Origin of the sequence: Paraburkholderia sp. SIMBA_053 (genome assembly GCF_046534895.1) — a bacterium.
In the GTDB taxonomy this organism is placed as follows: domain Bacteria; phylum Pseudomonadota; class Gammaproteobacteria; order Burkholderiales; family Burkholderiaceae; genus Paraburkholderia; species Paraburkholderia caledonica.
In genome coordinates, this window is record NZ_JAWRXU010000011.1 from 53,653 (window position 1) to 79,759 (window position 26,107).

Genomic DNA, 26,107 nt, shown 5'->3' on the forward strand with positions numbered 1-26,107 from the left:
CCAAAGAGAACAGGATGGAGACACGATGAATCACGCAACCCAGTCCGCAGACGCGACGATCAACGTTGCCACCGCGACGCGGAGAACCCGAGCCCGCTTCCAGATACTTGCGCTGCTCGCGATCGGCACAATGATCAACTATCTGGACCGTAGCGTCGCCGGAATTGCCGCGCCGAGCATGAGTCACGAACTCGGCCTTAATCCGGCGCTAATGGGCGTGATCTTTTCGGCGTTCTCCTGGACATACACGGCATCACAGATTCCCGGCGGCGTGATGCTGGACCGCGTCGGCACACGGTGGACCTATTTCTTCGCGCTCACGCTCTGGTCTCTCTTCACGGGATTGCAGGGTTTGGCGACCGGCTTCATATCGCTGCTGATCATGCGTCTACTGATCGGCGTTGCTGAAGCGCCGTGCTTTCCGACTAACAGCCGGGTAGTCGCTATCTGGTTCCCGCAAAGCGAGCGGGCCCGCGCAACCGGCATTTATACATTCGCGGAATACGTCGGGCTGGCCTTCCTGAGTCCCTTGCTGTTCTGGCTCGAACAGCAATATGGATGGCGTGCGCTCTTCGGCATTGTCGGAACGGTCGGAGTGCTGTTCGGCGGCATCTGGCTGATGCGTTTTCACGAGCCGCATCAATCGAAAAGCGCAAATCGGGCCGAGCTGGACTACATCGCGAACGGAGGCGGCGTCGTAGACGGCAGCCAGAAAGCTACTCATTTCCGCTGGGCCGACATTGGTGCACTCCTGAAACGGCGAAGCATGCTCGGCATTTGTGTGGGCCAGTTCGCTTGCAATTCGACCAACGTGTTCTTTCTCACATGGTTCCCGACTTACCTCGTGACAGAGCGCCATATGCCGTGGTTGAAGGTCGGGCTGATTGCCGTGCTTCCGTTCATCGCCGCATCGGTGGGCACACTTGCAGGCGGCTGGATCTCCGACTCCATGTTGCGGCGGGGTATTTCCCTCAACTGGTCGCGCAAACTGCCCGTTATCGCCGGTCTGCTCGCCGCGTCGAGCATAGTCCTCGCGAACTACGTGGAATCGACGGCAACGGTTATTGCGATTCTTTGCGTCGCCTACTTTGCACAGGGCATGTCCGCACTCGCCTGGATGATCGTTTCCGACATTGCGCCAAAGGGATTGCTTGGTTTGAGCGGCGGCATTTTCAATCTCTTCGCGAATGCGGCGGGCATCGTCACGCCGCTCGTAATCGGACTGATTGTCAACGCAACAGGTTCGTTCGTTTATGCGTTGGGCTTCATCTCAGCCGTCACGCTAGCCGGGGCGCTTTCGTACATCTTCGTGGTTGGCGATATCAAACGCATCGAGTTGTGAACAACATTTTTCAGCAAAGGAAAGAACCCCATATGACTCGCTCTCTCAACGGGAAAGTCGCCATCGTCACAGGCGCCGCGCGCGGCATCGGGCTCGGCATCGCGCAAAAACTGAAAGCGGACGGCGCGCGCGTGGCGGTGTGGGACCTCGATGTGAGCGACTGCGGCGCGCAACGGCTACAGTTTGAGCCTGATCACATTCAACAGGTGGACGTCGCCTCCATCAGTTCAGTCGAACAGGCTTTCGCGGCCACGCTCGGTACGCTTGGGCAGGTGGATATCCTCGTCAATAACGCAGGGATCAATGGGCCGGTAGCGCCGTGTTGGGAGTATCCAGTGGACGCCTGGCAGCGCGTGATAGCAGTGGATTTGAACAGCGTGTTCTATTGCTGCCGGGTCGCGATTCCGCACATGCGCGCGCGCGGCGGCGGCCGCATTGTCAATGTGGCATCGATTGCCGGCAAAGAAGGCGTTCAGTTCATCTCAGGCTACTCGGCGGCGAAAGCAGGTGTCATAGCGTTCACCAAGGCGGCCGCTAAAGAACTGGCAAAGGACAATGTGCTCATCAATTGTGTCGCGCCCGCAATGGTCGAAACCGAGCTTTTGAGCGAGATGTCCAACGCTCATATCGAGGCGAGCAAGGCCAAGATTCCAATGGGCCGTTTCCTGCAGATTGACGAGGTCGGTGCGATGGTAAGCTGGATCGCCAGCCCCGAATGCAGCTTTACGAGCGGCTTTACCTTTGATCTGACAGGTGGGAGGGCCACGTATTGAACGCCATCATTGCAGCACCGAAGCTTGCAGTCGCGCATCTCACCGCACTTGAACTTGGGCCTATGGAATGGGTGGTCGAAGCCGCTCGCGCCGGGTTCGACGCAGTTGGGCTCAGGTTCCATCCGACTTCACCAGGTGCGATTGCCTATGCCTCGCCTGTGGGCAGCCCGGCGCATCTCGATCTGCGGCGTGTACTTGTCGACGAAGGTATGACGGTGCATGACGTCGAGTTCATTCCAATGCTGCCCGATATCGACGTGGCATCGTATGCGCCCATGTTCGATGCGGCGGCCGACCTGGGTGCCCGGTGCGTGACAGTTTCGGGCGACGACCCCAACGCGTCGCGGCTCGCCGCCAACCTGGCGGCTCTTTGCGAACTCGCGGCGCGATATGGCTTGCGTGTCGATCTGGAATTCATGCGCTGGCGCCACGTCGCCACCTTGCAGCAGGCGCGGTCGATCGTGGAGAACGTGGGGAGCGCAAACCTCGCTGTTCTCGTCGACGCATTGCATCTCACGCGCTCGGGCGGCAATCCGGACGACGTCCGCGCATTGCCCGCCGGCATGGTGCGCGCGGTGCAACTGTGCGACGCCTCGCCGAACGATCCGGTAGGAGTCGACGCGACGATTCTCGAAGCGCGCACGGGCCGCTTGCCGCCAGGCGAAGGGGCGCTGCCGCTAAGCGAATTGCTGGACGCGCTGCCTGCCGATACCGCTTTTAGTGTGGAAATGCCGTTGCCGTCGCTGCCTGCGAGAGATCGCCTCAAACTCGCGTATCGAAGCACACGCACCATGCTCGATGCCGCGCGCCTTCGGCGCGAATCTCGCGGAGCGTCTCGTCAATGACTATCTTCGACGAAAAAAAGATCGACTGTCACAACCATATTTTCGATCCCGCTCGCTTTCCCTATCGCGCCGACACCGCGTACAGGCCGTCGATGCAGGAAATCGGCACCGCTGCACAGTTTGCCCATGTGATGGACGCATGCGGTGTGCAACACGCGTTGCTCGTCGGACCGACCAGTGGCTATGGCACCGACAATCGCTGCATGCTGGATGCGCTGGCGCGTTATGGCACCCGTTTCAAAGGCATCGCCGTGGTGGACCACAATGCGAGCCGCGAAGACATGATCGAGATGAAACGCGCGGGCGTGGTTGGCGCGGCCTTTAATCCGGCGATGCTGGGCGTCGATGCCATGCGTGATGCCCACGCGCTCTTCAATATCCTGGCCGACCTCGATATGTTCGCGCAGATTCAGGTAACGGGCGATCAGTTGGTCGCACTGGAGCCGCTAATCGAATGTACGGAGACGCGAATACTGATCGACCACTGCGGTCGGCCGGACATTGCGGCCGGCATGAAGCAGCGGGGCTTCCAGACGCTTCTCCGACTGGCCGATACGGATCGCATCGTCGTCAAAATCTCCGGGTTGCAAAAATTTTCGCAGCTCGAATACCCATATGAAGACGCGCAGACCTTCGCGACGCAGCTTCTCAGCACGTTTGGGCCGGATCGTTGTGTGTGGGGTTCCGACTGGCCGTTTCTGCGCTCGCCGGTGCGGATTGATTACGCTCCGCTGCTCACGCTCGTCGAGCGCCTGATTCCAGATGCCGACGAACGCCGACGAGTGTTGTGGGACACGCCTCGCCGGCACTTTGGCTTTGAAGCTTGCGCTACGCGTTAGTCATGCATGCGTGCTCAACCGTGCTTATGTGCCGGATCGTTGCAAGTGCACGCGTAATTCGAATCGTTCCACGCATTCCCAAGAATGATGCTGCAGAAGTTCTTTCGACGGAATCCCACGTCCTTCAGCGCAAGCACGTCGTCGTTGACAGTGCCAAAGGTCGAGTCCGGACGGTGCTTCATTCCATCGTTAAAGGCGTTGATGATCTGCTCCTTGAAGTTCTCTCCGCGAGGGTGAGCAGCAACCACCACCTTGCGCTGTTCCTCGGTGAATTCGTCAAATGCAAAGCCGAGCACGTCCATTTCGACGCCTGCCGTCACCAGTTGAACCACCGGCTTCTTGAATGGCGGGATACCCGGCGTGGTATGCAACGCAATCGCGTCCCACACGAGGTCGACATCTCCTTCGGGAATACCGTGCTGCTCGAGGAAGCTACGCGCTGCATTCGCGCTGTCCACCTCGAAGCGGTTCTGTGACGTCCTGAATTGTTCGGTAAGCCCCATATCGTGGAACATGGCGCCGATGTACAGAAGCTCGGGGTCATACTTCAATTGCTTGCGCTCGCCGGTGAGAGCGCCGAAAAGAAACACGCGAGTCGAGTGATGGAAAAGCAGGTCCGACTCCGTGTCGCGAACGAGTTCGGTGGCCGCACGCGCCAATTTGCTATCGGGGATCTTGATTCCTGCGATCGTCGTCATGTTCGTTACTCCAATATCTGCCTGATCGAACCGCGCGTCTTATGAGCGGCTCAGCAAGCTATGTTGAGAATCGGGACATGCCTGCCCCGGAGTTCGGATTGCTAGTCTTTCACTGCGTTGGTCCAGCCGGTATGTCTGTCGCCGAGTACTTCGTCAAAGGAAAACCACAAGCCAAGTATCGGACTGCGACGACCGACTTTCAATTCGATTGATGCCCGGAACACGGCCAACAGAACAGTGTTTTCTGCCAAGGCCGGTGTGTGCGGGCGTGGCAGTCCTACAAGCAGGGCCCAGCATGTGGTCTCGCTGCACGAGGCTGCTTTTCAATTCATGGTGAGTTGCATGCCATGCATTTCGGTGTTGACGATTGATCGCTTGTGACCAGTTTGACCATGTGGCCCGCTGAACCAATTTGCGCGCCTGCGGCCTCTCGTACGCAGGGGCCATCCGCCTCATCCGAGGCGGATGCGCGACGACAGGAGACGAACAGCCACTACGAATCGAACCCCAGGAACCGCGCGAAATTCTCAACGGGTTCGCGTCCGGTTTCCAGACGGCTGACCGGGGAGTCGCAGTCAGACAATCCCATACTCATTCCGCACACCACTTCATAGTTCGCAGGAAGCACCAGGTGTTCCGCAATCACGTTCTGGAATCTCGCAAACGAAACCTGCGGACACGTGTCGAGACCTACCGCTTGTGCTGCCACCATGACGGTCTGTATAAAGATGCCGTAATCGAGCCAGCTGAACTTTGTGAGTGCTGAATCGATTGAAAAGATCAGGCCCACAGGCGCGCCAAAGAAATCGAAGTTTCTCGCAGTCACACGGGCACGCTGTTGCACATCGTGCTTGGGCACACCGAGTACACCGTAATAAGCCGCGCCAAACGCTTCCTGCCTTCTTCTCATCGCTTCCGGCAAAACCTCCGGCATGTGCGTGAGCGGAGGATGGCGATTCTCTTCGTGCGCCTGCTTCAGAACATCGCTCAAAGCAGACTTTGCCGGTCCCGCGAGAACATCGACCCGCCAGGGCTGGGTGTTCGAATTGCTGGGCGCGCAGCTTGCCACTTCGAGAATCTGGTCAATGACGTGTCGCGCAATTGGATCGGGTCTAAAAGCCCTGACGGCCCGGCGTGATCGAATCACCGAGTCAACCACACACGCGTCAGGGTTGGTGTTACGGTCGGTTCTCATAGGTCAATGCCAATTGATAGAGTGCCGCCCACACCACTTGCAGATAACGAAGCGCGTGGCGGCTGCATAGATGGATGCGAATCCGCATCGTAAAAGGCATCGCAACTGAACGCATCGCGATACCGTGAAAGAGTTGAAGTACTGCGCCGGATCAGAACGTGTGTCGCATACCCACGATTGCTCCGAGCTGTCCGACGCCCGGCGCAGGCGTCGTCCCGCCACCGCCCGCGCTGACCGAATAGCGCGCGTGCGCGCTGTTCCATAGATAAGCCACGTTGCCGTATACCGCTGTTCTCTTCGACAGGAAGTAAGTCGCCCGCATGCTCGCCATGGTTGCGCGTGCATTGTGCTGCTCGACGAGCACGCGATACGCCTCTCCATCGAGCGCAAATGCGGGGGCCACATAGTACTGCGCCCCAATAAAGAAAAGATCTGAGTGCACGTCGCCGCCGGGCGCATCGCTTTCTACGCGACGACCTAACCATCCGGCGCCGAGCTTTACGCCCGCAACATTCACATAGCCATTTGCCTGAAGACGCGCGTCCTTATCGCCACTAGAAGACGTCTTGAATGGCACTACGCCGTCAAAGAAGCTCGCGGCCGCATTGGTGCCGCCACGCTGCTCGTCGTAGGCGGTGGCGACGCCAAAGTAGGTGCCGTCGTACTTGAGCATCGCGCTCCATTGGCGGCACTGGTTGACATCGCCGGGCACCTGACCTGCGCAAGTGCCTTGCCCGGGCGAATTGCCCGTGCCCGTACTGTCGCGTCCAAACGACCATGACGCGCCGATCGTCACGCCGCGGAACTTGCCTTTATAGACGATCGTGTTGTCACTTCTCGCGTTCGGTATATACGCGTCAAGTGCGCCGATGCCATAGATGTCGGGACCGAGAATGTCCGCATCGGAAATCGCCCAGTACGTCATCGTGTACTGGCGGCCGAAACTCAGCGCACCCCATGGCCCTTCCAGTCCCACCCACGCCTGTCGTCCGAACAGACGGCCGCCCTGCCCCGAGTCGCCGCCACGCATGTTAAAGCCGCTTTCAAGAACGAACGACGCCTTCAGTCCACTGCCGAGGTCTTCAGAACCACGCATCCCCCAACGCGACGGCAATTCCCCGGTGATGCCCGGCATGCGCACGACATAACCTCCTGCCGCATTCGCGTGGGACACGTACTCGACGCCCGTATCCAACACGCCGTAGAGCGTCACGCTGCTTTGTGCAAATGCCGAAGCGCTGAACAGTCCCGCCGCCAATATCACCGACCTGCCATATTTCATGAAGTCTCCTGGACCGCTTCTCGTTTGTTTGAATGACGAAGCTGCTCGTCACGAATGCATGGCGGCGAGATTAAGGTCGGTCAATGAACACGACAACAGGGAAACCCCTAAAGCGAGAGGCCGTCCGCAATGAAGACAAAAATGCGTCGGGCAAATCCTTCTCCGATTCAATCAGCCAAGCCACGTTTTCTCTCAATGGTCCTAAACACTCACAAAGTCTCAATTGAAAAAACGAACATTCTCCAATGACGCCTCAGATGCAGTTCTGCGCTGAAATGTCTTCAATCCAATATTGAACAATGCGAATCGATGCATTCCGTGCCTCACGCACAACGTTCAAGACACCCGGCCTCATATGCATCGCGTGCACTCCGGCGTTGCAGAAAGTTCGCTTCATTAGCCGTCTCCCATATGGCATCGTGAATACGGCATGCACTTCAAGGAGAAACTGGAATGTCGCAAACTGCAACCATCAGCAATAAGGATCAACTCGTCGCACGCTGTCTGCCCTTTCTTGAGGAAGTGAGAGACATGACGACGAATACGGACGTCGAGCAATGGCTGAACTCGAAGTACGGAGTCGATAGCGATTTGTATAAGGACCTTGCGCGGCTCATCAGGATCGGCGTGCAAGAAGGTTGGGCGGCCGACGTCGAAATCGCGGGCCCCCGATATCGGCGCGCTCGACTTGTAGAGCCGTGCGCGGAGACCTTCTTCTTCAGCGTCACCGCGGTGCTGATGGACAGCACCGGAAACACGCAAAACAATCCGGAGAACAGCTTCCGCGGCGACTATCATGCTCACCCGTATGGCGAGTTCAATATGGTCGTGCCAGTGGACGAAGGTGCCGCGCTCGCCGGGCCCAACGGCTGGTGCTATGGCGGTTGGACGGCGCCCGCGCCGGGCAGTCATCACTATCCCGAGGCGAAAGGCGGCGCCGTGATTGCGCTCTTTTTCCTGCCGGCAGGCCGCATCTCGTACAACTACGACGCGCCCGCGAAATAAAAGTAAAGCGAGCCTCACTCGAGGCTCGCCTGTTTGGTCCTGCTCACTGTCGGCCGTCAATGCACAAGCGATTCACGCTCCGATGATTCCACTGCGGTCGTACTCGAACTCGTCGCCTGCTTGATCAGTAACGCGACGCACGACACTGCGCCCGCTAAGGCGACCACCGTAAAGATGCTTTCCAGACCGACTTGCTTTCGGGACAACTCCGCGACGAGAAACGAACCGGCAATTCCGCCGAAGCGCCCGACACCGAGCATCCACGCAACGCCTGTCCCGCGCCCCGCTGTTGGATAGAAGGCCGCGGCGAGCGCTGGCATCGACGCCTGCGCCGTATTCACTAACGCGCCCGCGACGAACACCGCGCACATCAGCAGCCCGAGATTGCCGACCGCCTGCCCGATTGCGTACACACTGACCGCGCCGAGCGCATAGGCAGCGGCTACGACGCGATTGGCATTGAAGCGGTCCATCAGCATCCCGCATAGCACTGTGCCTACGCCGCCAAGCGGAAACAGCGCGGAAACCAGCGCCGCTCGCTGCGGGCTCAGCCCTGCCTCCTTGAGCAGAACCGGCATCCAGTTGACAAGGCCATAGAAGATCACGAGGCCCATGAAATAGCACAGCCATAACATCAACGAACCCACAAGGAACGATCGCGAAAGCGCTATGCGAATGCCACCGCTGCCTGCCGCGTGTTCCACGGTTTCGCGCATGATGAAAGACTCCGCGGCATTCGCACTCGCGCTGATCTGAACCAGTACTTTGCGAATCTTGATGGCCGGTTGCCGTTTCGCGACCAAATAGCGAATCGACTCTGGCAACTTGAGCATAAGAAGCACCCACAACAGCAAGGGCACCGCGCCGCCGAACAGCAGTACGCTGCGCCAGCCGAAATGCGGAATCATCCATGCCGCCAGAAACCCGCCGAGTGCAGCGCCCAATGGAAATCCGCAGAACATCAGATTGACGATTGTCGCCCGACGCTTGTCCGGACAGAACTCACTCATCAGCGTGACGGCATTCGGCATCGCCGCGCCGAGTCCAACGCCCGTAATGAAGCGCAGTGTTGTCAGCTGCGTCAGGTCGAATGCGAAGGCGGAGCCGAAGCACGATACGCCGAATAGCAGCACCGCCGAGGTCAACACGACACGCCGCCCCAACCTGTCTGAGAGCGGACCCGAAAGCAACGCGCCGCACGCGAGACCGAACAGTGCCGCACTGAGCACCGGGGCGAGCGCTGCTTTGCCGATGTGCCATTCCTGCAGTAGCGAAGGTGCGATAAAGCCGATCGCGGCCGTATCGAATCCGTCCATCAGCACGATCAGGAAGCACATTGCAAATATGAGCCGCTGAAATGGCGAAAAGGGATGCTCGTTGATGAGCACTTGTACATCGACTGGTCTTGTCTCTTCCATTGCGTCCTCGCGGAGATTGAACTGCCGGCGCGGCCCGCTCGTTGTGACGCTTGCCGGTTTGATTGAAAAGCCATCCGCTCTCGCGGTTCGCCAGAGTGCCGATACCTGATGAGATGGCAGGTATCGACGGGGACCAAGCTTAGGATCGCCAAAACACCTCTACAACCCGGCAAATCGCGCAAAGGCGGCAATGAGCACGAACGCGCACCGCCGATTCGTTCGCGCGATGCGCGCGCGTTGCGCAAAAAAAGGCCGCGTTTTGCAGGGTTTCGGCGACGTTGACGCAGCACTGCTCGCCGGCTCGCGAGCAGTGAATTGTTTGCATAGGTATCTTGAACGAACGGGTTCAGCCGGTACGAACCTGTCTCGCGACATCGGCAAGCTGTTGTCTCAGCCATTGCAGCGCTGGATCGGCGTCATTGCGCTCATGCCAAACAGCGCGCACCGTCACGTTGGGGCATTCATAGGGCGTTGCGCACATCTTCAGTTCGCCATAACGTTCGAGTTCCCGAGCGAGCGACGACGGAACCAGTGCGAGCATCTCGCTATGGCGAAGCAGTGCGGGAATCGCAAGCGAGTGCGCGACGGACATGCGCATGCGCGGCATGTCGGGCGTGTCGGCGAACGCGCGGTTGAGCGCATCGCGATCGAACATCTCAGACTGCCGCGCCAGGCCACGTTCGACAATAAAGCCGCTTACGGCACCCTCTTCCGAGCCGCCTTGCGAGATCGCCACGAGTGGATACGCGAGAAGATCTTGCTGCGTAACCGCCCGCTCGGCAATCGGATGGTCGCGGTTCACCAGCAGTACGTCTGTCTGCTCCCACAACGCCATCGAGCGAAAGCGCGGTGGTACGTCGGCAAAGATGCCGATCGCAATATCGATTCGGCCTACGTCGATCTGTCCTGCCAGATCGAGCCGCGTAGACGGCCGCACGACCAGATCCGCGAGGGGCGCTTCCGCGCACAGGCGCTGACTCAGCCGCCCCAATACGAGGGACGTGATGTAGTCGTTGGCGGCCACAACAAACTTGCGTTGCGCGACCTGCGGATCGAAGTCGTCCACACCCAACGCAGCCACGATCTGCTGTAACGCGCCGCGCACCTGGCCTGCCATGCGTAACGCACGCACGGTCGGCTCCATTCCTCTCGCGGTGCGCACGAACAGATCGTCGCCGACTACCTCACGCATGCGCGCGAGCGCATGACTGATGGCTGACTGGCTCAGGTTCAGACGCTTGCCCGCCAGCGCGAGGTTGCGGTCCTCGAATACCGCGTCGAACACGCGCAGCAAATTGAGGTCGATGCGGTTAGCGGACATGGCTCTCACCCGCTCTCATGATGCCGCTCCATGCGCGACGCCGACGTCGCGGTTCGCGAATGCCTTGAGGTCGAACCCAGGACCGTTCACGTCTTCTACGCTTAGCCGCGTACCGGTTGAGAGCAGTTTGCGTGCGAGCATATGGTCTTGCGGCCGGTTGATGCTGTCCACAGCAACGAGCCTGTCGTCGCGAAAGTAAAACAGCGAAAACTTGCCTTCGTCGACAGAGCCGCGCACCGCGAAATCGGTGAACCCCGTATTGACGCCGGCCATTTGCAGCTTCAGATCGTATTGATCCGACCAGAACCAGGGCACCGCGCGATAGGGCTCGGATCGCCCGAGGACCGAAGCGGCCGCTGTCCTCGCCATATCGTTTGCGTTCTGCACCGACTCGATGCGGCAGGCGGCGCTGCCCGTCGGCGCCCAGTACGGGACAAAAGCCGCACAATCGCCGGCGGCGACGATCGACGGGTCGCTGGTGCGCGCACACGCATCCACGACGATGCCGCCCGCCACATCCAATCCACAGCCCGCAGCGAGTTCCGTATTCGGCAGCACGCCGATGCCGACCACGACGAGATCGCACGACAACCGCGCACCGTCGTCCAGTTCGACGGCGACGCCATCCGCAACATCGTGGACAGCGACTACTTTCCGTCCCAGCGCAAGCGACACACCGTGCCTCGTGTGAGCGCGCTGCATGATGACGGAGATAGATGGCGAAGCAACGCGGGCAAGCACGCGCGCCTCGGTCTCCACGACCGAGACGTCGAGGCCCTTCTGACGCAGCGATGCCGCCGCTTCGAGGCCGATGTATCCGCCGCCCACCACGACCGCACGCCGCGCGGTTTGCGTGCGCTCAACGAGGCGTCTGGCATCGCGCAGATCGCGCAAATAGTGAACCGCATCGTGCGACGCGCCTTTGCAATCGAGCTTGCGCACACGCGCCCCTGTGGTCAGCGCGAGATGGTCGTAGGCGAGCCGCGCACCGTCGTGCAACTCGATTTGTTTGCGTTCGCGGTCGATGCGCAGCGCGCGCGTCGAAGGCATCCATTGAATTCGCATTTCGCCGTAAAACGCCGGCGAGCGCAGCGGCAGGCGTTCTTCCGCGAAGCTGCCCGTCAGAAAACCTTTGGATAACGGCGGACGCTGATAGGGCGCGTGAGGTTCGTCGCCGATCAGCACGATATCGCCGTCGTGACCCGACTCTCTCGCGGATGCCGCGAGTTGCAGCCCCGCGTACGACGCGCCGACAATCACAAGCCTGGGTTTCATGATCTCATCCCTGCTTTTCGGGTATCCGCACGACAAGTCCGCTCATCGTCGATGCGACGACGAGCTGGCAACTGAGCCGGCTTTCCGGACGACGTTCGGCCGCTACGCCTTCGAGCAGTTCCTCCTCTGCATCGTCGGGCGCCGAAAGCTCGGCCGTCGAAGAAGGGTCGATATAGACGTGGCATGTCGCGCACGACAGGCACCCGCCACACTCGGCCTCGATGCCGCGCACGTTGTTGTGGATCGCGGCCTCCATCACGCTGGTACCGGCGGGCACTTCTATTTCAGTGCGTTTACCGTCGCGCAGAATATAAGTGACGATAGGCATCACATGTCTCCTTGATGATTGAGCGCACTCAGAAGGTTTCGAAGTACTCGCGGTGTTCCCATTCGGTTACTTCGAGATTGAAGCGGTTGATCTCCGCTTCCTTGAGCTTGCAGAAGTAGTCGATGAAGGCGCCGCCGAAGCCTTCGCGCAGGCATTCGTCCGCACGCAGTGCGTCGAGCGCGTCGCCGAGTGAACGGGGCAGCGATTGCGCTTCAGTCTCATACGGTGTATCCGCTGAAGGCGGCAACTCCAGCTTGCGCTGCAACCCGTCGAGCCCCGATAGCACCTGCGAGCCGAAATACAGATACGGGTTCGCCGTAGGTTCGCCGACGCGGTTCTCCACGCGTGTCGCCGGACCGCCCAGCACGCGCAGCATGACGCCGCGGTTGTCACATCCCCAATTCGCGCGATCGGGCGCATTCGAATAGGGCCGATACCGCCTGTAGCCGTTGATTGTCGGCGTCGATAGAGCGGTCGCCCCTTGCGCATGGGCGAGCAGCCCCGCAAGGTACCCTTGCCCCACAGACGAGAGCGGAGCAGTCGCATCGGACGGCATGAACGCGTTGCTGCCATTGTCGATATGCACGAGCGACTGGTGCAGATGCCATCCGCTCGACACCACGTTCGGAATACGCGGCCTGCACATGAAAGTCGCGTGATAGCCGTTGCGCTGGCATATCTGTTTGACGGCGCTGCGAAAGAGGATCATGTCGTCGGCGCTTTTGATCCCCTTCGTCGGCGCGAAGGTGAACTCGAACTGACTCGGTCCGTACTCGACTTCGAGTGACCGCACGGGAAGCTCAAGCCCGTCGATCCCATTGCGCAGCATTTCCATGACGTGATCTACGGCGTCGTATCGCAACTCCGTCAGGTACTGATAGCCGTGCGACAGCAGTTCGACATCGGGCGGCAAGCCGGGCTGGCCGGAATGCTCGGGTTTCATATTTGGGTTCGTGAGCTTGAACACATGAAACTCGACCTCGAGGCCGCTGACCAGTTCGAAGCCCCGGTTCGCGAGCCGCTCCAGCGCGCGACGGAATAGATGCCGCGTGCCGAAGGGCACGGGCCTGCCGTTAGGGAAGTAGAGATCGCAGAGCACCCAGCCTGTATGCGGTGCCCAAGGCAAAATTCGAAACGTTTGCGGATCGGCGATCATCAGCGTGTCGCACGCTCCCTGCATCTCGGGCATGCCGAATCCACCGCCCGCGGTGAACACCGGAAACACGGTGCGATGCGACGTATCCTTCGCAAGCAGTGTGCTCGTCAGCGTCACGCCGGATTCGAAGGCCTTGATTGCATCGGCGACGACCAGCGTCTTGCCGCGCAGCAGTCCATGCTGGTCGGGAAACGAGAATCGCACGACCTGTACCGCACTTTCCTTCAGGCGCTCCAGAAGCTGCGCGAAGGCCGCGTTCTGCGCGTCGGTCCAAAGACCATGGGTTTTAACGAAAGACATGTCTCTTTCGCGCAGCCTGAAAGCCGCGCGCTCCGTTCCGGTTGGGATAGCGGCTCAGGCCTTGGGCGCGGGCCAGGGCGCGGCAGCGCGGCGGCTCGCATCCGCTTCCTTCCAGTACTCGTCCCAACGCTCAGCGGGAGCAATGCCGTCGATCGACGCGGGCCCGGTCAGGTGTGCCGCCGCCTCTTCATCGATCACCATCAACGTCTTCTCGCCGGCTTGCGTCTTTTCTATTGCGTCGACGAGCAGCCGCCGGTACGCCATGATTCCTTTGTCAGTCGTGCCCAGATGCTCTCGCGTGCGATCCTGAATGGGCCCTTGCGACTCCACCGCCCACTGATCGTGCACGTTGATGTCGAAGCCCATACCCGTGTACGTTTCCGTCAATTGCTCGTGCACGTTGAAGCCGTATTGGTTGCGCTTGTTCCTGCGCGATATGTAGTCGGGCAATTCGTACAGTTCGAGCCGCTGTTCACGCATCTGCTGCTTGTTCGTTGGCGCGCCGAAGCTCGTGAAGATCGCGTACCAGTAGCAGTTCTCGTCGTCGACGGGAACGTGCCACTGTGTAATGGTCATCTCAGCGCTCATCGGAATTACGAAGGCCTGAGGGAACACGACGTTCGTTACACGCACATGCGTGTGCTCGTCGTCGATCGGACGCTTTGCGATTAGCCGAAGACCGTAGTCGGCCGGGCTGACGAGAATTTCAGGTGATTCATATTCGCGCAGCACCTTGGTAATGGGCATATTCGAGTCCGCCGACGCGCCGCGAAATTGCTTGCCATAGCTTGCGCTCACATCTTCGTCTTCAAAGAAGCGATGAAGAAACGATGCGTGCGCGGGGTCGATGCCCACCTCGAGTGCCTGCAACCAGTTGCATTCGAATAGTCCCTTGAACGCGAATGTGTACTCGTTCGGCGCCGCGAAACAGTCGAAGTGGGGGAACGCCGGCGGCTCACCTTTGCCGATGTAGGCGAACAGAATGCCGCTGCGTTCGATAACCGGATACGCGCTCTGACGAACCCGCTTGCACAGCGAACTGCCAACCGGTTCTCCCGGCGTGGACAGACACTGGCCGTCGACGTCGAAAAGCCAGCCGTGAAAAGCACAGCGCAAGCCCCCTGCTTCGAGTCGGCCGGCGGCGAGATCCGCGCCGCGGTGCGGGCAATCGCGGTCGAGCATTCCGTAACGGCCCTGTTCGTCCCTGAATACGACGAAATCCTGACCCATCAGCCGCACCGCGCGTACCGGCCGCACGTTGGGAAGCTCCTCCACCAGCGCGACCGGCTGCCAGTAATTGCGTAACAGTTCGCCTGCCGGCGTGCCTTTGCCGACGCGCGTGATCGCGTCGTTTTGCGCGGAACTCATCATGACACTGTCTCCTTGGATGAATACAAACGATCTTGCGTTGCATGCAGCATCTCGTTTGATTTATGCAAAGAGTAGGCTGTTGAATTCATACATGCAAGCCTTGCATACATCGTTGGTCGCCCGCACCGCGTTTTCACCGCGTGCCCGGATGCCGTTGTCGCGGTTAATTCGTTGATTTTGTGGCGATTTTCGATGCGTATAGTTGTTTTCCCTACTGCGAGCCTTTCCAGCCCAAGTCGAGGTTTTTGCGCTGTCTGCATACAGCGAAGAACAACCCGTCTCAGTCGCCTCCGCCGCTGATCCCACGCTCAGCTACAATGCAAAAGTAAGCCGGGCACTGCGCAAGACGGCACGACGCCTTCGGGGGCGAAAGGAGAAACAGAAATGGAGACGCAACAGGAGCGGGTGCTGGTGCATCTGCGCGACCTCATACTCAAGGGTGAATTCGCCCCTGGCGAGCGCCTGGGCGAGGTGGCCCTTGCCGAACGGCTGCAGGCGTCGCGCACGCCCGTCCGGCTCGCGCTCACCACGCTGGAACAGGAAGGACTCGTCGAGCCGTCGCCCGCAGGCGGTTACGTGATGCGGCGTATCACCGCAGCGGAAATCGCCGACGCGATCGCCGTGCGTGGACATCTGGAAGGCATGGCCGCCCGCCTCGTCGCGGAGCATGGCGTACCCCGCCAACTGTCGAATGCGTTCGCCGAATGCCTGCGCGCGGGCGACAGGTTGCTGGCCAAGTCGGAACTCGACCTCGACGACTATGCCGGCTATACCGACATGAATAACCGGTTTCACAAACTGGTGGTCGATGGCTCCGGCAATGCAGCGCTTATTCGCGCCATCGACATGAACAACCGGCTGCCGTTCGCCGCCGCAAGCGCGATGCTGCCGATGCAATCGGCCATCGAGGAAGGCCGCCAATGGCTTTTCATGGCCCATGAGCAGCATCACAGCCTGGTTCAGGCAATGGAGCGCGGTGAGGGTACGCGGGCGCTTGCGCTGGCCACGGAGCACGTGCAGATCGCGCAGAGGAATCTCGCGTACGCGCTGGAGCGGCCCGAAGTCTGCATGAAGCTCGCGCCCGCGCTGCAACTCGTGGCGGAAGCGGGACTTTAAGTGCGCGGTCCCAACGCGTGACGGATGCAGGCGATGCAGCGAGCGCGCCCCGCTGGGGAAACGGTCGCCTGCACTAGTGCGCGTGTATTGCGCCGCTTAAGCCAAGAATGAAAGTACGACGCTCAAGCGTCGACGGCGCGCTCATTGGCAAGCCATGCGCGCCATCCGCCAAACTCGGAGATGTCGGTGCCCGCCTGAACGCCATACGGTTCGCACAGGAAACCGGTCACCCACGAGCCATCTGCCAGTTCGATCTTGCCGAGAGCCAGCGGCGACGGAACAGTCGCGATGAATGAACCAAACTCCGAGGCAGGCATCTTCCAGACTTCGACCTCGACTTTCACGCCGCCATCGGCGACTCTCCATAGCCCAGGACGCCGCGTGCCATCCGGCGACGCTGGTAACGCCGCGAGCCGATAGCGCGGCGCCGTCTGCGTAGACTGCTGCAAAAGCGCACCGCGAGAAAGCATGTCCTTATTCAGCGGTAAGCCTTGCATGTGCGCGCCGCATACCGCGACGAGCATTCGATCGTTCGTCGCCTTGCGTTCCTCCGACAGCGCTATGGTGTTTCCACCAACGCATTCGACGCCGCTCGTCCGTTGCAACAGGTCCGCAACGCCCAACAGGTATTGATCGGTAAACGCGCGTCCGAAAACGGTCACGCCCCACGGAAGCCCATTCTTCATGAATGCCGTCGGGGTGGCCACAGCCGCGTAGTCCAACAGGTTCATGAAGTTCGTGTAGTAACCGAGCAGTGAGTTCGGCCCGATCGGATCCTGCTCCAGTTCGGCAAGCGTCACAGGGCGCGGATAGGTCGGCGTGAGGACGCAGTCGAGTGTGTCGATCAATGCATCGCAACGAGCCTTCAATGCCTGAAGCCGATATTGCGCCTGGAACAATTCGACAGCGGTTGCGCCCGGCGCCTTGGCGAGCACGTCACGAATGACGGGAAGCACCGCGCTCGGCGTCGTCGACATCAATTCGCCTGCCACGCTGTAACGCTCCGCGACCCACGGCCCCTGATAAAGGAGATTTGCAGCTTCAACGAACGGCGCAAAGTCGATCTCGACAGCCTCGCCTCCTGCTGCCTCAAGCATCGCGCGAGCCTTGGCGAATAGCGCCGGACTCTCTGTACATCCCGCAAATTCCAGTTGCGATGGAACGCCAAATCGGAAAGCGGCCGGCGCGCCGAAAGCTCGCGCGGAATTCCACTGCGGGTTTTTGCGACTGTATGCGTCGCGAGGATCGGTGAGCGCTGTCAGCGAGAGCAGTTCGCTCGCTTCTTCTGCTGTTGCAGTAAAGAACGTGACGCAATCGAGAGTGCGGCAAGCGGGCACTACACCCGCGGTGGACAGAACACCTTTGGTCGGTTTGAGTCCGACGAGATTGTTTAGTCCCGCAGGCACCCGGCCGGACCCGGCCGTGTCGGTACCCAGCGCGAAACTGGCCACACCGAGCGCAACAGCCAACGACGAACCAGCGCTCGAACCGCCGGATGGATAGTCGGGATGCACACTGTTGCGGCACTTTCCATAAGGCGAGCGAGTGCCGTTGAGACCCGTAGCGAACTGATCGAGATTGGTCTTCCCGAGCGGGATGGCGCCGAGTGCAATCAGTTGCGCGACCAGCGTAGCCGACTCATTAGGCGTGTACGCAAAAGCGGGACACGCAGCGGTGGTCTGAATACCGGCGAGGTCGATGTTGTCCTTGATGGCAAATGGAATGCCGTAAAGCGGCAGGCTTTCGATGTTCTGCCGATCGAGCCAATCGAGGTATGGCGCGACTTCTTCTTCGGTCAGAAGATGGATGAACAGGTTGAACTCTGCATTGAGCTCCGCGGCTTTTCGAAGAAGCTCATTGACGAGCGTACGAGGCGCAAGCGTTCCGGCACGGTAAGCATTCCGCAATGCCGGAATGCGCAGGTCAAATGACGACATGTGTGTGTCCTCGTATTCAGTGACGTTCAATGACTGCAATCCGCTGCCCGGCGCGCACAGGCGAGCCCGGACCCACGTAAATCTCGCCGACGGTTCCAGCGCAGGGTGCACACACCGATATTTCCATTTTCATCGACTCGATAATAAGCAGTATGTCGTCTGCGGCAACCACGTCGCCGGGCTTTACCTTCACCTGCCAGAGGCTCCCGGCGATCTCGCTGTCAACTGACACCTCGCCGTCTTCCAGAGGCGCCAGTTGAGCGTCTTCGGCCACGGGCGCCTCGATGGCCTCTTCCGATGTACCCGCTTCTCGCCAGCGTTCACGCTCGGCTTCGAATGCTGCCTGTTGCCGGGACCGGAACTCTTCGATGCTGGCCGATTCGCTCGCAAGGAACGCCTGATAGTCCGGCAGAGAAAGCTCCGACTCCTCGATCCGCAACGGGTAGCGCCCGAGCGGAAAGTCAGCGCGAATGCGCAGCAGTTCTTCGGACGACACTTCGTAGAAGCGAATCTGGTCAAAGAAGCGCAGCAGGTAGGGCTGCCCGGCGAAGTCCGCAACCTTCCGATAGCGATTCCACATCTGCAGCGTGCGGCCCACGAATTGATAGCCGCCGGGTCCTTCCATTCCGTAGACGCATAGATACGCCCCGCCGATGCCCACCGAGTTCTCTGCGGTCCAGGTGCGCGCCGGGTTGTACTTGGTCGTCACAAGACGGTGGCGCGGGTCGAGCGGCGTCGCGACCGGTGCGCCCAGGTACACATCGCCGAGCCCCATCACGAGATAGTTTGCGTCGAAGACGATGCGCCTGACTGCGTCGATAGACTCGAGATCGTTGATACGGCGAATGAATTCGAGGTTGCTCGGGCACCACGGCGCGTCTTTGCGCACCGTGGTCATGTACTTTTCGATCGCAAGTTGGCACGCGGGGTCGTCCCACGAAAGAGGAATGTGGACGACGCGCGACGGTACGCGAAGGTCCTTCATCAACAGGACTTGCTCCCAGGCCTCCCCTACGACGACAAGCAGTTGCGCAAGAGATAAATCCTCGGGCCGATAATGAATCTGAAGCGAACGTATTCCTGGTGTGAGATCGATCACGCCCGGCAGCGCTTTCGCTTCGAGTGCCTGCATCAGTGCATGCCCACGAAAACGCGATACGAGGTCGAGTTCCGGCGGCCCAATCTCCAGAAGAAGATGTGTGTCGCCGGACAAGCATGCCACGAGCCGTTCATCGGTAGCGCCCGAGTCGAGAACAATGGGAGACGTCAGCGAGGAGCGTCTTTCGACTGGTGCGTATTGCACAATCTCAAGGCTCTCCAGCTCGCGGATGCGCTCGCGTGCCGCTTCTCGTGCATGTTCGATTTCCACGGGAACGAAACGAACCTTGTCGCCTGCCTTGAGTTGGCCGACGTGCCAAAGGTCCGCTTCGATAATCGTCACCGGACAGACAAAGCCACCCAGACTCGGACCGTCTGGCCCGAGAATCACGGGCATGTCGCCGGTGAAATCGACGGCACCGACTGCATAGGGATTGTCGTGAATATTCGACGGATGCAGCCCGGCTTCTCCGCCGTCTTCACGCGCCCACTCCGGCTTCGGTCCAATGAGGCGCACGCCGGTGCGACTCGAATTGAAATGTATTTCCCACTCCGTATCGAGGAACTGCTCGATGTAGCGGGCACTGAAGTACTCCGGCGCGCCATGCGGGCCGTAGATCACGCGTATCGTGCGAACGCTTTCCAGCGTCGGCACATTGGAGAGCGCCGCGCCAGCTTGCGTATCCTGCAGTGGATAAAGATGCAGCACGTCGCCCGCCCGAACGGCGCGACCACCATGCCCACCGAACTGGCCCAGCGTGAAAGTACTGCGACTTCCCAGATACAGCGCAACGTCGAGGCCGCCGCGCACACACAGATATGCGCGCGCGCCGGCGCCCCGAATCGTACCGAGTGCCAGCACCGAACCCGCCGGCACATAGACGCTGGTATTCAGCGGTTGCGTTACGTCGTCCAGCAGCACTGGAATCTCTGCACCAGTAATGGCGATAACCGCGTCGGTGTTGAATCGCAGCGTCGGCCCGCTCATTGTGATTTCGAGAGCAGCCGCTTCCGGCGCGTTGCCGAGCAAGCGATTGCCGAGCCGCATCGCGCGGTCGTCCATAGGGCCTGACGGCGGTATGCCCACTGCCCAGAAACCCTGTCGGCCGGGGAAATCCTGCACCGTGGTCTGGGTGCCGCCACTCACCACTTCAATCGTACTCGCTCGATACTTCAGGCCTTCCAGGCAGCGGGTCCACGGTTCTCCAGACGCAAAAGGCTCGTCGTCGAGAATCTGGCGCAGGTAGTCGCGGTTTGTTTCGACGCCAAAGATACGGGTGTTCTGCAACGCATCGTTCAGCGCGTGTCGCGCCTCTTCGCGCGTCGGCGACCACGCGATGATCTTTGCGAGCATCGGATCGAAGTACGGCGGCACTTCGCAACCGGATTCAATCCACGTATCGATACGCAGCGCACTTCCGTCGGCCTGCGGAAAAGCGACATCGGTGAGCAGGCCCGGACTCGGTATGAAATCGCGGCCCGGGTCTTCCGCGTAGAGTCGCGCCTGAATCGCATGGCCTCGCGGTGTGAGACCTGCGGCGAGTTCATTCAGCGGCGCAAGCGTTCCTGCTGCCAGCTCGATCATCCAGCGAACAAGGTCGACGCCCCAAACCTGCTCGGTCACACCATGCTCGACCTGCAGACGCGTGTTCACTTCCAGAAAGTAAAACTGCTGAGCGGCGCTGTCATATACGAATTCCACCGTACCGGCAGAGCGATAATCGACCGCCTTTGCAAGCTTGACGGCAGCGTCACACAACGCCTCTGCGATCCCTTCCGGCAAGCAGGGCGCTGGGGTTTCCTCGAGCACCTTCTGATTGCGCCGCTGCACCGAGCAGTCGCGGACACCGAGCGCAATCGCGTCTCCCTTCCCGTCGCCGAAAACCTGTACTTCGAGATGCCTGGCTCTTTCGATGTACTTCTCGAGGAACACGCCTGAATCGCTGAAGTTGTTCTCGCCAAGGCGTTTAACCGCATCGAAATGCGCACTGAGTTCATCCGCATGCCAACAGACTCGCATGCCGATACCGCCACCGCCGGCCGTGCTTTTCAACATCACCGGATAGCCAATGCTTTCAGCTGCGTTGAGTGCCGCCGGCAAGTCTTCCAGCAAACCGGTGCCGTTCAGCATCGGCACACCCTGCTTGCCCGCAATCTCCCGAGCCGTATGCTTGAGACCGAATGCTCGCAACTGTGCGGGCGTTGGGCCGATGAAGGCGATACCCGCTGCTTCACATGCTTCGCCGAACGCTGCGTTCTCGGACAGGAACCCATATCCTGGATGAATAGCCTGCACGCCTTCGCGGCGAGCAATCTCGAGGATCTTCGTTGAGTCCAGATAGGTCATCGCTGCGGGGCCGTCACCCAATTCGTGCGCAATCGGCGCTTCGCTCACATGACGGCTCGCCCTGTCGGCCTCCGAGAAAACGGAGACTCCGGTCACATTGAGTTCGCGCAACGTTCTGAGGATGCGGCAAGCGATTGCACCGCGATTGGCGATGAGGATCTTCTCAAACATGGGAGGAACCCGAATTCAAAGGCGGGCCGTCCCGCCGTGGGAATTTGCAGCCGCGGTCGTTCACGGCCGAAGTCGCATCAGCGATTTGCCAGATTCAGTTGTTCGCGAGTGCAAGTCACGCAACGTCCGGAGCGAACCAGCAAGAGGAAGTAGATCAAACTGCGAACGCGCTTCAGTCCCATATCAGCAACTCCGCGGGCGTAGGGTTGTAGGCATTGCACGGGTTGTTCAACTGCGGGCAGTTCGAAATCAGCACGATGACGTCCATCTCCGCGCGCAACTCGACATACTTGCCCGGCGCGGAAATGCCGTCTTCAAACGTAAGACCGCCTTCGGCAGTGACAGGCACGTTCATGAAGAAGTTGACGTTCGCACCGACGTCCTGTTTGGAAAGGCGTCCGTCATGCGCACAGGCACGCAGGAAGTTGTCGCGGCAGCTATGCATGTAACGCTTTTCCAGCGCATAACGAACGGTGTTGCTCTCCTGCGCGCAGGCACCGCCGAGCGTATCGTGGCGGCCGCAGGTATCGGCAACGATGGTCAACATCGCGTTGCCGCGATTCGAGTACAGAACCGAACCGGCCGTCAGATACAGGCTTTTCTGACGCCGCAGCGTGCGTTGCGGGTCGAACCGCTCGCGAGGGTCGGCAAGACTGTAGAAAAGCGTGTCGACCGCCTGATTGCCTTCGAGATCGACGATGCGCAATGTGCTCCCTGCCTTCACCTCGTGAAGCCACGGTTCGCCCGCTGCAACCGTCTGACGGAAAGCCGCAGTTTCCGGACGTTTGTCACTGACAACAAGTGTGCTAGTCATGAGTCGCCCTCCGCTCAGAGAAAGAATCGTTCGGTGTTGATAAAGCCGCGCACGTTCTCATCGCATGCGGTGCGACATACTTCGGCCACGCCCGGGTCCGCCTCGCTCAATTCCAGCTTCACAGGCTTCGGCGAATATTCAGGGTTTGGGTCGAGCGGATGCTGGATCGCAGTGAGCACGACGAGCGTGTTCATCGGCGCATACAGGTCGACGTAATTGCCGGCCTTCGAGTTGCCCTTCACGAAGCTGAGTGTTCCGTCGTCGCTAACGTCCACACGACTGAAGAGGTTCAGCGTCATCAGCAAGTCGGAGATGGTGAGCCCCCACTTGCTCATCTCGACGAGCAGGTTGTCCGTGCCGTTGCGATAGAAAGCGTTGCGCAATTCCTGGTAGCGCCCGCTGCCGTATCGCTCGAAGACTTCGTCGGCATTCGACACCCCGCCGATGCTGTCATGCCAGCCGCACGTGTCTGCCACGATCGCGGCGAGTACGCGGCCCATGTCCGAATACAGGCAGTGGCCGGCGGTCAGCTTCGCGGTGTGCTGGCACTTCAGCGAATCGGGCAGGTTGAGACGCTCGCTCTTCTCCGTTGCATTGACCATCATGACGCTCACGTTTGCGCCACCGTGCAGGTCGGTCACGCGAAGCGACTGTCCGCGTTTGACGATGAGCGACGTATGACCGCCGCCGGGCACGGTTTCTTCAAGTAACAGATTCATATCCGGTTCCCTTCAGTCCGAGATTGCTTCGAGACTCGACGCGCCTTGCACCGCCGCCCGGGCCAGGTGAACAGCGGACACGGATTCGCGGCTACGGTCGAGCGGAATGTTGTAGGTAATGCGTGCCCCGTAAGCTCCGGGCACTTGAGGGTCCACCCGAACCTTGTCGAAGACAAGTACGCGGCTGCCCAAGGTGAAACCTTCTTTCAGGTCATGCGTGACCATAAAGATGGTGAGCTTCGATTCGCGCCACAGGTCAGACAGCAACTCGTGCATGTCACGGCGAATGCCGGGATCGAGCGCGCCAAACGGCTCGTCGAGCAGCAGCACGCGGGGCTTCATCATCAGCGCCTGAGCGATTGCAAGGCGTTGCTGCATACCGCCGGAGAGCTGCTGCGGATACTTGTCAGCGGCGGCGCCAAGGCCCACGCGTTCGAGCATCGCGACAGCTTCGTCGCGGGCGCGACGCCGTTGAGCGCCGAAGAGCCGCCCCGTGAACTTCGCTTGTGAAAGCTCCAGTCCAAGCGTCACATTGCGCAGCACAGTGAGATGGTCGAACACCGAGTAGCGTTGAAATACCACGCCACGATGTGCATCCGGCTCGCCCGGCAAGGGTTGTCCATCGAGCAGAATCTGGCCGCGTGTCGCTTGCTCCTGTCCCAACAGAAGTCGAAGAAACGTTGATTTGCCGCATCCCGAGGCGCCGACCATCGAACAGAACTCACCCTCTTTGACGGTCAGATTCAGGCGCTCAAGTACAACCTGATCGCCATACTCTTTCCAGACGTTGCGAACTTCGATCATCGCGCGCCTCCGCCATACCAGGGGAAGCACCACTGCGTGATACGGCGAAGCAGTTCGTCGGTAAGCCAGGCAAGCAGCGTAATCCACGCGACGTACGGCAGAATCAGGTCCATCGACAGATATCGCCGCACGAGGAAAATGCGGTAACCCAAACCATCGGTCGACGCAATCGCCTCAGCCGCGATGAGAAAGAGCCATGCGGCTCCAAGCGAAAGACGCATCGCCGCAAGCAGCCGCGGCAGAAGTTGCGGCAGTACGAGCCGCAAGATCAACGTCCAGCTCGTGGCGCCAAGCGTCTGAGCCTTGACCCACAACTCCGCTGGGATCTCTCTCGCGCGAGCATGCAAGTCCCGAATGATCATTGGCGTGATGCCGACGACGATGAGAACCACCTTCGACAATTCATCCAGTCCAAACACAATGAAGAGAATCGGCAGCACCGCGAGCGGCGGCACCATCGAGATCACCGTGACGAAAGGCGAAAGCGTTGCGCTCACCACCGGAAACGAGCCCGTTGCCACGGCTACCACGAGAGCGATCACCGCACTGACGAGAAGGCCGATTCCGAGTCGTCTCAGGCTCGACAGCGTGTCGGCCCACAACAGGTACTCACCCGTGCGCTTGTCTTCAGTGAATGCGACTGCTTTCACCGCATCGCTCATTTGCGCCACGCCCGGCAGCAGCTTGTCATCGGGATTGAGCTTAAGCCGCTCGGCGGACCCCATGAAGTACACAACCAATAGCACGACGAACGGCAGCAGAAGTAGCATCAGGCCGCCGATCCGGCTCGGATGTCGATTGATCAATCTCATGGTGACCGCCTCTTTAAGCCGGGAATATCCGTGTCAGAGCTTGCCCGCGGCAGCCATCTCGACGTAGGTCGGGTCAAAGCGAAGCTTGACGTTGTTCTTGTTGCCGACCACGACGTTTTTATCGAACGCCATGCCCACGGCGTCCGCACTGCGGGCGTCCTGCCCGAGCAGACCATGGTCGAAGGAGAACTTTGCGACGCGCGTCATGATCTTCGGCATGTCAGGGCTGGTGACGAAATCCAGTGCAGCCTTCGGCGTATAGAAAAGTGCCGTTGTGGAAAGCTGACCTCTGAAGTTCGCGAGGTCGGTACCGGAGGCTTTTGCCATTGCAGTCAAAGCCGAGGTACTTTCTGCCGAGTTGGTGTGCATCAACGCGACCATTTCGAACCAGGCCCCGGTCAGTGCTTTTCCGAGTGCGGGATTCGCCTGCAGCGTCTTCGTGTTGACGACCATCATGTCCATGATCTCGCCAGGAATCTTGCTGGAATCGAAGACTTCGGTCACGTTGGGTTGTGCTCGCAGGTCGGCGAGCATCGGGTTCCACGTCACCGCGTTGTGGACGGCAGGCGTCGCGAAAGCGCCTGAAATATCGGCGTCGGACGTGTTCACTACCTTGAGGTCGCGCTCGCTCATATGCGCGCTTTCCAATGCGCGGGCGAGCAGGTAATGCGACACGGAGAACTGCACGAGATTGATCTGCTGTCCCTTCAGATCGGCAATCTGTTTGCCTTTGCCCTTCATGAGCACGCCGTCGTTGCCGTTGGAGTAGTCACTGACGATCAACGCTGTCGAATCGACACCGCCCGAAGCGGGAATAGTGAGCGCGTCCATATTGGTCATTGCACAGCCGTCGAACTTGCCGGCGGTGTACTGATTGATCGACTCGACGTAGTCGTTCAACTGCACGACATCGATGTTGATGCCGTATTTCTTGGCCCACTTGGAGACAATGCCTTGAGTCTTCGCCTCACCCCACGGCATCCAGCCCGCGTAGATGGTCCAGCAAACCTTGAAGTCGTTGCGACCCGCGGCGAACGCGGCACTGGAGGCGAATGTGGCGAGGGAGATGGCGGCAATGCCAAGACAGCGAGCGAGCTTGCGCATGAGGTTGACCTCGGAGGGGACGGTTAGCGACGGCAGG

22 protein-coding genes are annotated in these 26,107 nt (G+C 60.0%); 6 read left to right on the top strand and 16 right to left on the bottom strand.

The annotated features are described in order from the left end of the window. Positions 1–25: 25 nt before the first annotated feature. The 4 genes from SB753_RS26195 to SB753_RS26210 are packed head-to-tail and all read left to right on the top strand — an operon-like array spanning position 26 to position 3,799. Positions 26–1,342 (top strand): MFS transporter, encoded by a 1,317-nt coding sequence (locus SB753_RS26195; RefSeq protein WP_020068909.1) that lies wholly within the window; start codon positions 26–28, stop codon positions 1,340–1,342. 32 nt (positions 1,343–1,374) lie between these two features. Continuing rightward, complete coding sequence (locus SB753_RS26200) at positions 1,375–2,115, top strand: SDR family NAD(P)-dependent oxidoreductase (RefSeq protein WP_410802600.1); 741 nt, start codon at positions 1,375–1,377, stop codon at positions 2,113–2,115. Next, positions 2,112–2,960 (top strand): sugar phosphate isomerase/epimerase family protein, encoded by an 849-nt coding sequence (locus SB753_RS26205; protein WP_204523178.1) that lies wholly within the window; start codon positions 2,112–2,114, stop codon positions 2,958–2,960. The genes SB753_RS26200 and SB753_RS26205 overlap by 4 nt, the downstream gene beginning before the upstream one ends. After that, positions 2,957–3,799 (top strand): amidohydrolase family protein, encoded by an 843-nt coding sequence (locus SB753_RS26210; protein WP_410802602.1) that lies wholly within the window; start codon positions 2,957–2,959, stop codon positions 3,797–3,799. The genes SB753_RS26205 and SB753_RS26210 overlap by 4 nt, the downstream gene beginning before the upstream one ends. A 14-nt stretch (positions 3,800–3,813) precedes the next feature. Here SB753_RS26210 and SB753_RS26215 read toward each other — a convergent pair whose 3' ends face one another. The 3 genes from SB753_RS26215 to SB753_RS26225 form a co-directional block, all read right to left on the bottom strand. Further along, positions 3,814–4,497, bottom strand: a complete 684-nt coding sequence (locus tag SB753_RS26215) for an HD domain-containing protein (RefSeq protein WP_027778075.1) — start codon at positions 4,495–4,497, stop codon at positions 3,814–3,816. Positions 4,498–4,990: 493 nt separating this feature from the next. After that, a complete protein-coding gene (locus tag SB753_RS26220; RefSeq protein WP_410802604.1) occupies positions 4,991–5,692 on the bottom strand; it encodes a nitroreductase in 702 nt (233 codons plus the stop codon). A 151-nt stretch (positions 5,693–5,843) separates the two neighbouring features. Further along, entirely contained in the window at positions 5,844–6,974 is a 1,131-nt protein-coding gene (locus SB753_RS26225) for a porin (RefSeq protein WP_410802606.1), read from the bottom strand. A gap of 453 nt (positions 6,975–7,427) precedes the next feature. On the opposite strand from SB753_RS26225, the gene SB753_RS26230 reads away from it, so the two are divergent. After that, positions 7,428–7,979, top strand: coding sequence for a DUF4863 family protein (locus SB753_RS26230; protein ID WP_410802608.1), 552 nt, complete (start codon positions 7,428–7,430; stop codon positions 7,977–7,979). 56 nt (positions 7,980–8,035) lie between these two features. Here SB753_RS26230 and SB753_RS26235 read toward each other — a convergent pair whose 3' ends face one another. From SB753_RS26235 to SB753_RS26260, 6 genes are all read right to left on the bottom strand, one after another. Continuing rightward, positions 8,036–9,397 (bottom strand): MFS transporter, encoded by a 1,362-nt coding sequence (locus tag SB753_RS26235; protein ID WP_410802610.1) that lies wholly within the window; start codon positions 9,395–9,397, stop codon positions 8,036–8,038. Positions 9,398–9,743: 346 nt separating this feature from the next. Beyond that, entirely contained in the window at positions 9,744–10,718 is a 975-nt protein-coding gene (locus SB753_RS26240; RefSeq protein WP_087753100.1) for a LysR substrate-binding domain-containing protein, read from the bottom strand. A 15-nt stretch (positions 10,719–10,733) separates the two neighbouring features. Next, positions 10,734–11,993, bottom strand: coding sequence for an NAD(P)/FAD-dependent oxidoreductase (locus tag SB753_RS26245; RefSeq protein ID WP_410802612.1), 1,260 nt, complete (start codon positions 11,991–11,993; stop codon positions 10,734–10,736). 4 nt (positions 11,994–11,997) lie between these two features. Next, a complete protein-coding gene (locus tag SB753_RS26250; RefSeq protein ID WP_020068898.1) occupies positions 11,998–12,321 on the bottom strand; it encodes a 2Fe-2S iron-sulfur cluster-binding protein in 324 nt (107 codons plus the stop codon). A gap of 28 nt (positions 12,322–12,349) precedes the next feature. Next, positions 12,350–13,777: a glutamine synthetase family protein gene (locus tag SB753_RS26255; protein WP_410802614.1), complete on the bottom strand. Its 1,428-nt coding sequence runs from the start codon at positions 13,775–13,777 to the stop codon at positions 12,350–12,352. Positions 13,778–13,831: 54 nt separating this feature from the next. Continuing rightward, entirely contained in the window at positions 13,832–15,148 is a 1,317-nt protein-coding gene (locus SB753_RS26260; RefSeq protein ID WP_410802616.1) for a Rieske 2Fe-2S domain-containing protein, read from the bottom strand. A gap of 384 nt (positions 15,149–15,532) precedes the next feature. Here SB753_RS26260 and SB753_RS26265 point away from each other — a divergent pair, with 384 nt between their 5' ends. Further along, a complete protein-coding gene (locus SB753_RS26265; RefSeq protein WP_087753096.1) occupies positions 15,533–16,264 on the top strand; it encodes a GntR family transcriptional regulator in 732 nt (243 codons plus the stop codon). A 122-nt stretch (positions 16,265–16,386) separates the two neighbouring features. Here the strand turns inward: SB753_RS26265 and atzF are convergent, their stop codons facing one another. From atzF to SB753_RS26300, 7 genes are all read right to left on the bottom strand, one after another. Further along, positions 16,387–18,201 (bottom strand): allophanate hydrolase, encoded by a 1,815-nt coding sequence (gene atzF / locus SB753_RS26270; RefSeq protein ID WP_410802618.1) that lies wholly within the window; start codon positions 18,199–18,201, stop codon positions 16,387–16,389. 16 nt (positions 18,202–18,217) lie between these two features. Continuing rightward, on the bottom strand, positions 18,218–21,817 hold the full coding sequence (gene uca, locus SB753_RS26275) for an urea carboxylase (protein WP_410802620.1): 3,600 nt from the start codon (positions 21,815–21,817) through the stop codon (positions 18,218–18,220). A gap of 172 nt (positions 21,818–21,989) precedes the next feature. Continuing rightward, positions 21,990–22,631, bottom strand: a complete 642-nt coding sequence (locus SB753_RS26280; RefSeq protein ID WP_392394769.1) for an urea amidolyase associated protein UAAP2 — start codon at positions 22,629–22,631, stop codon at positions 21,990–21,992. Positions 22,632–22,645: 14 nt separating this feature from the next. After that, positions 22,646–23,350 (bottom strand): urea amidolyase associated protein UAAP1, encoded by a 705-nt coding sequence (locus SB753_RS26285; RefSeq protein WP_087753092.1) that lies wholly within the window; start codon positions 23,348–23,350, stop codon positions 22,646–22,648. Between the two features lie 12 nt (positions 23,351–23,362). Beyond that, on the bottom strand, positions 23,363–24,154 hold the full coding sequence (locus SB753_RS26290) for an ABC transporter ATP-binding protein (RefSeq protein ID WP_087753091.1): 792 nt from the start codon (positions 24,152–24,154) through the stop codon (positions 23,363–23,365). Beyond that, entirely contained in the window at positions 24,151–24,966 is an 816-nt protein-coding gene (locus tag SB753_RS26295; protein ID WP_131317901.1) for an ABC transporter permease, read from the bottom strand. Before SB753_RS26295 ends, SB753_RS26290 begins: the two co-directional genes overlap by 4 nt. A 33-nt stretch (positions 24,967–24,999) precedes the next feature. Then, positions 25,000–26,070: a putative urea ABC transporter substrate-binding protein gene (locus SB753_RS26300; protein WP_392394771.1), complete on the bottom strand. Its 1,071-nt coding sequence runs from the start codon at positions 26,068–26,070 to the stop codon at positions 25,000–25,002. Positions 26,071–26,107: the final 37 nt, after the last annotated feature.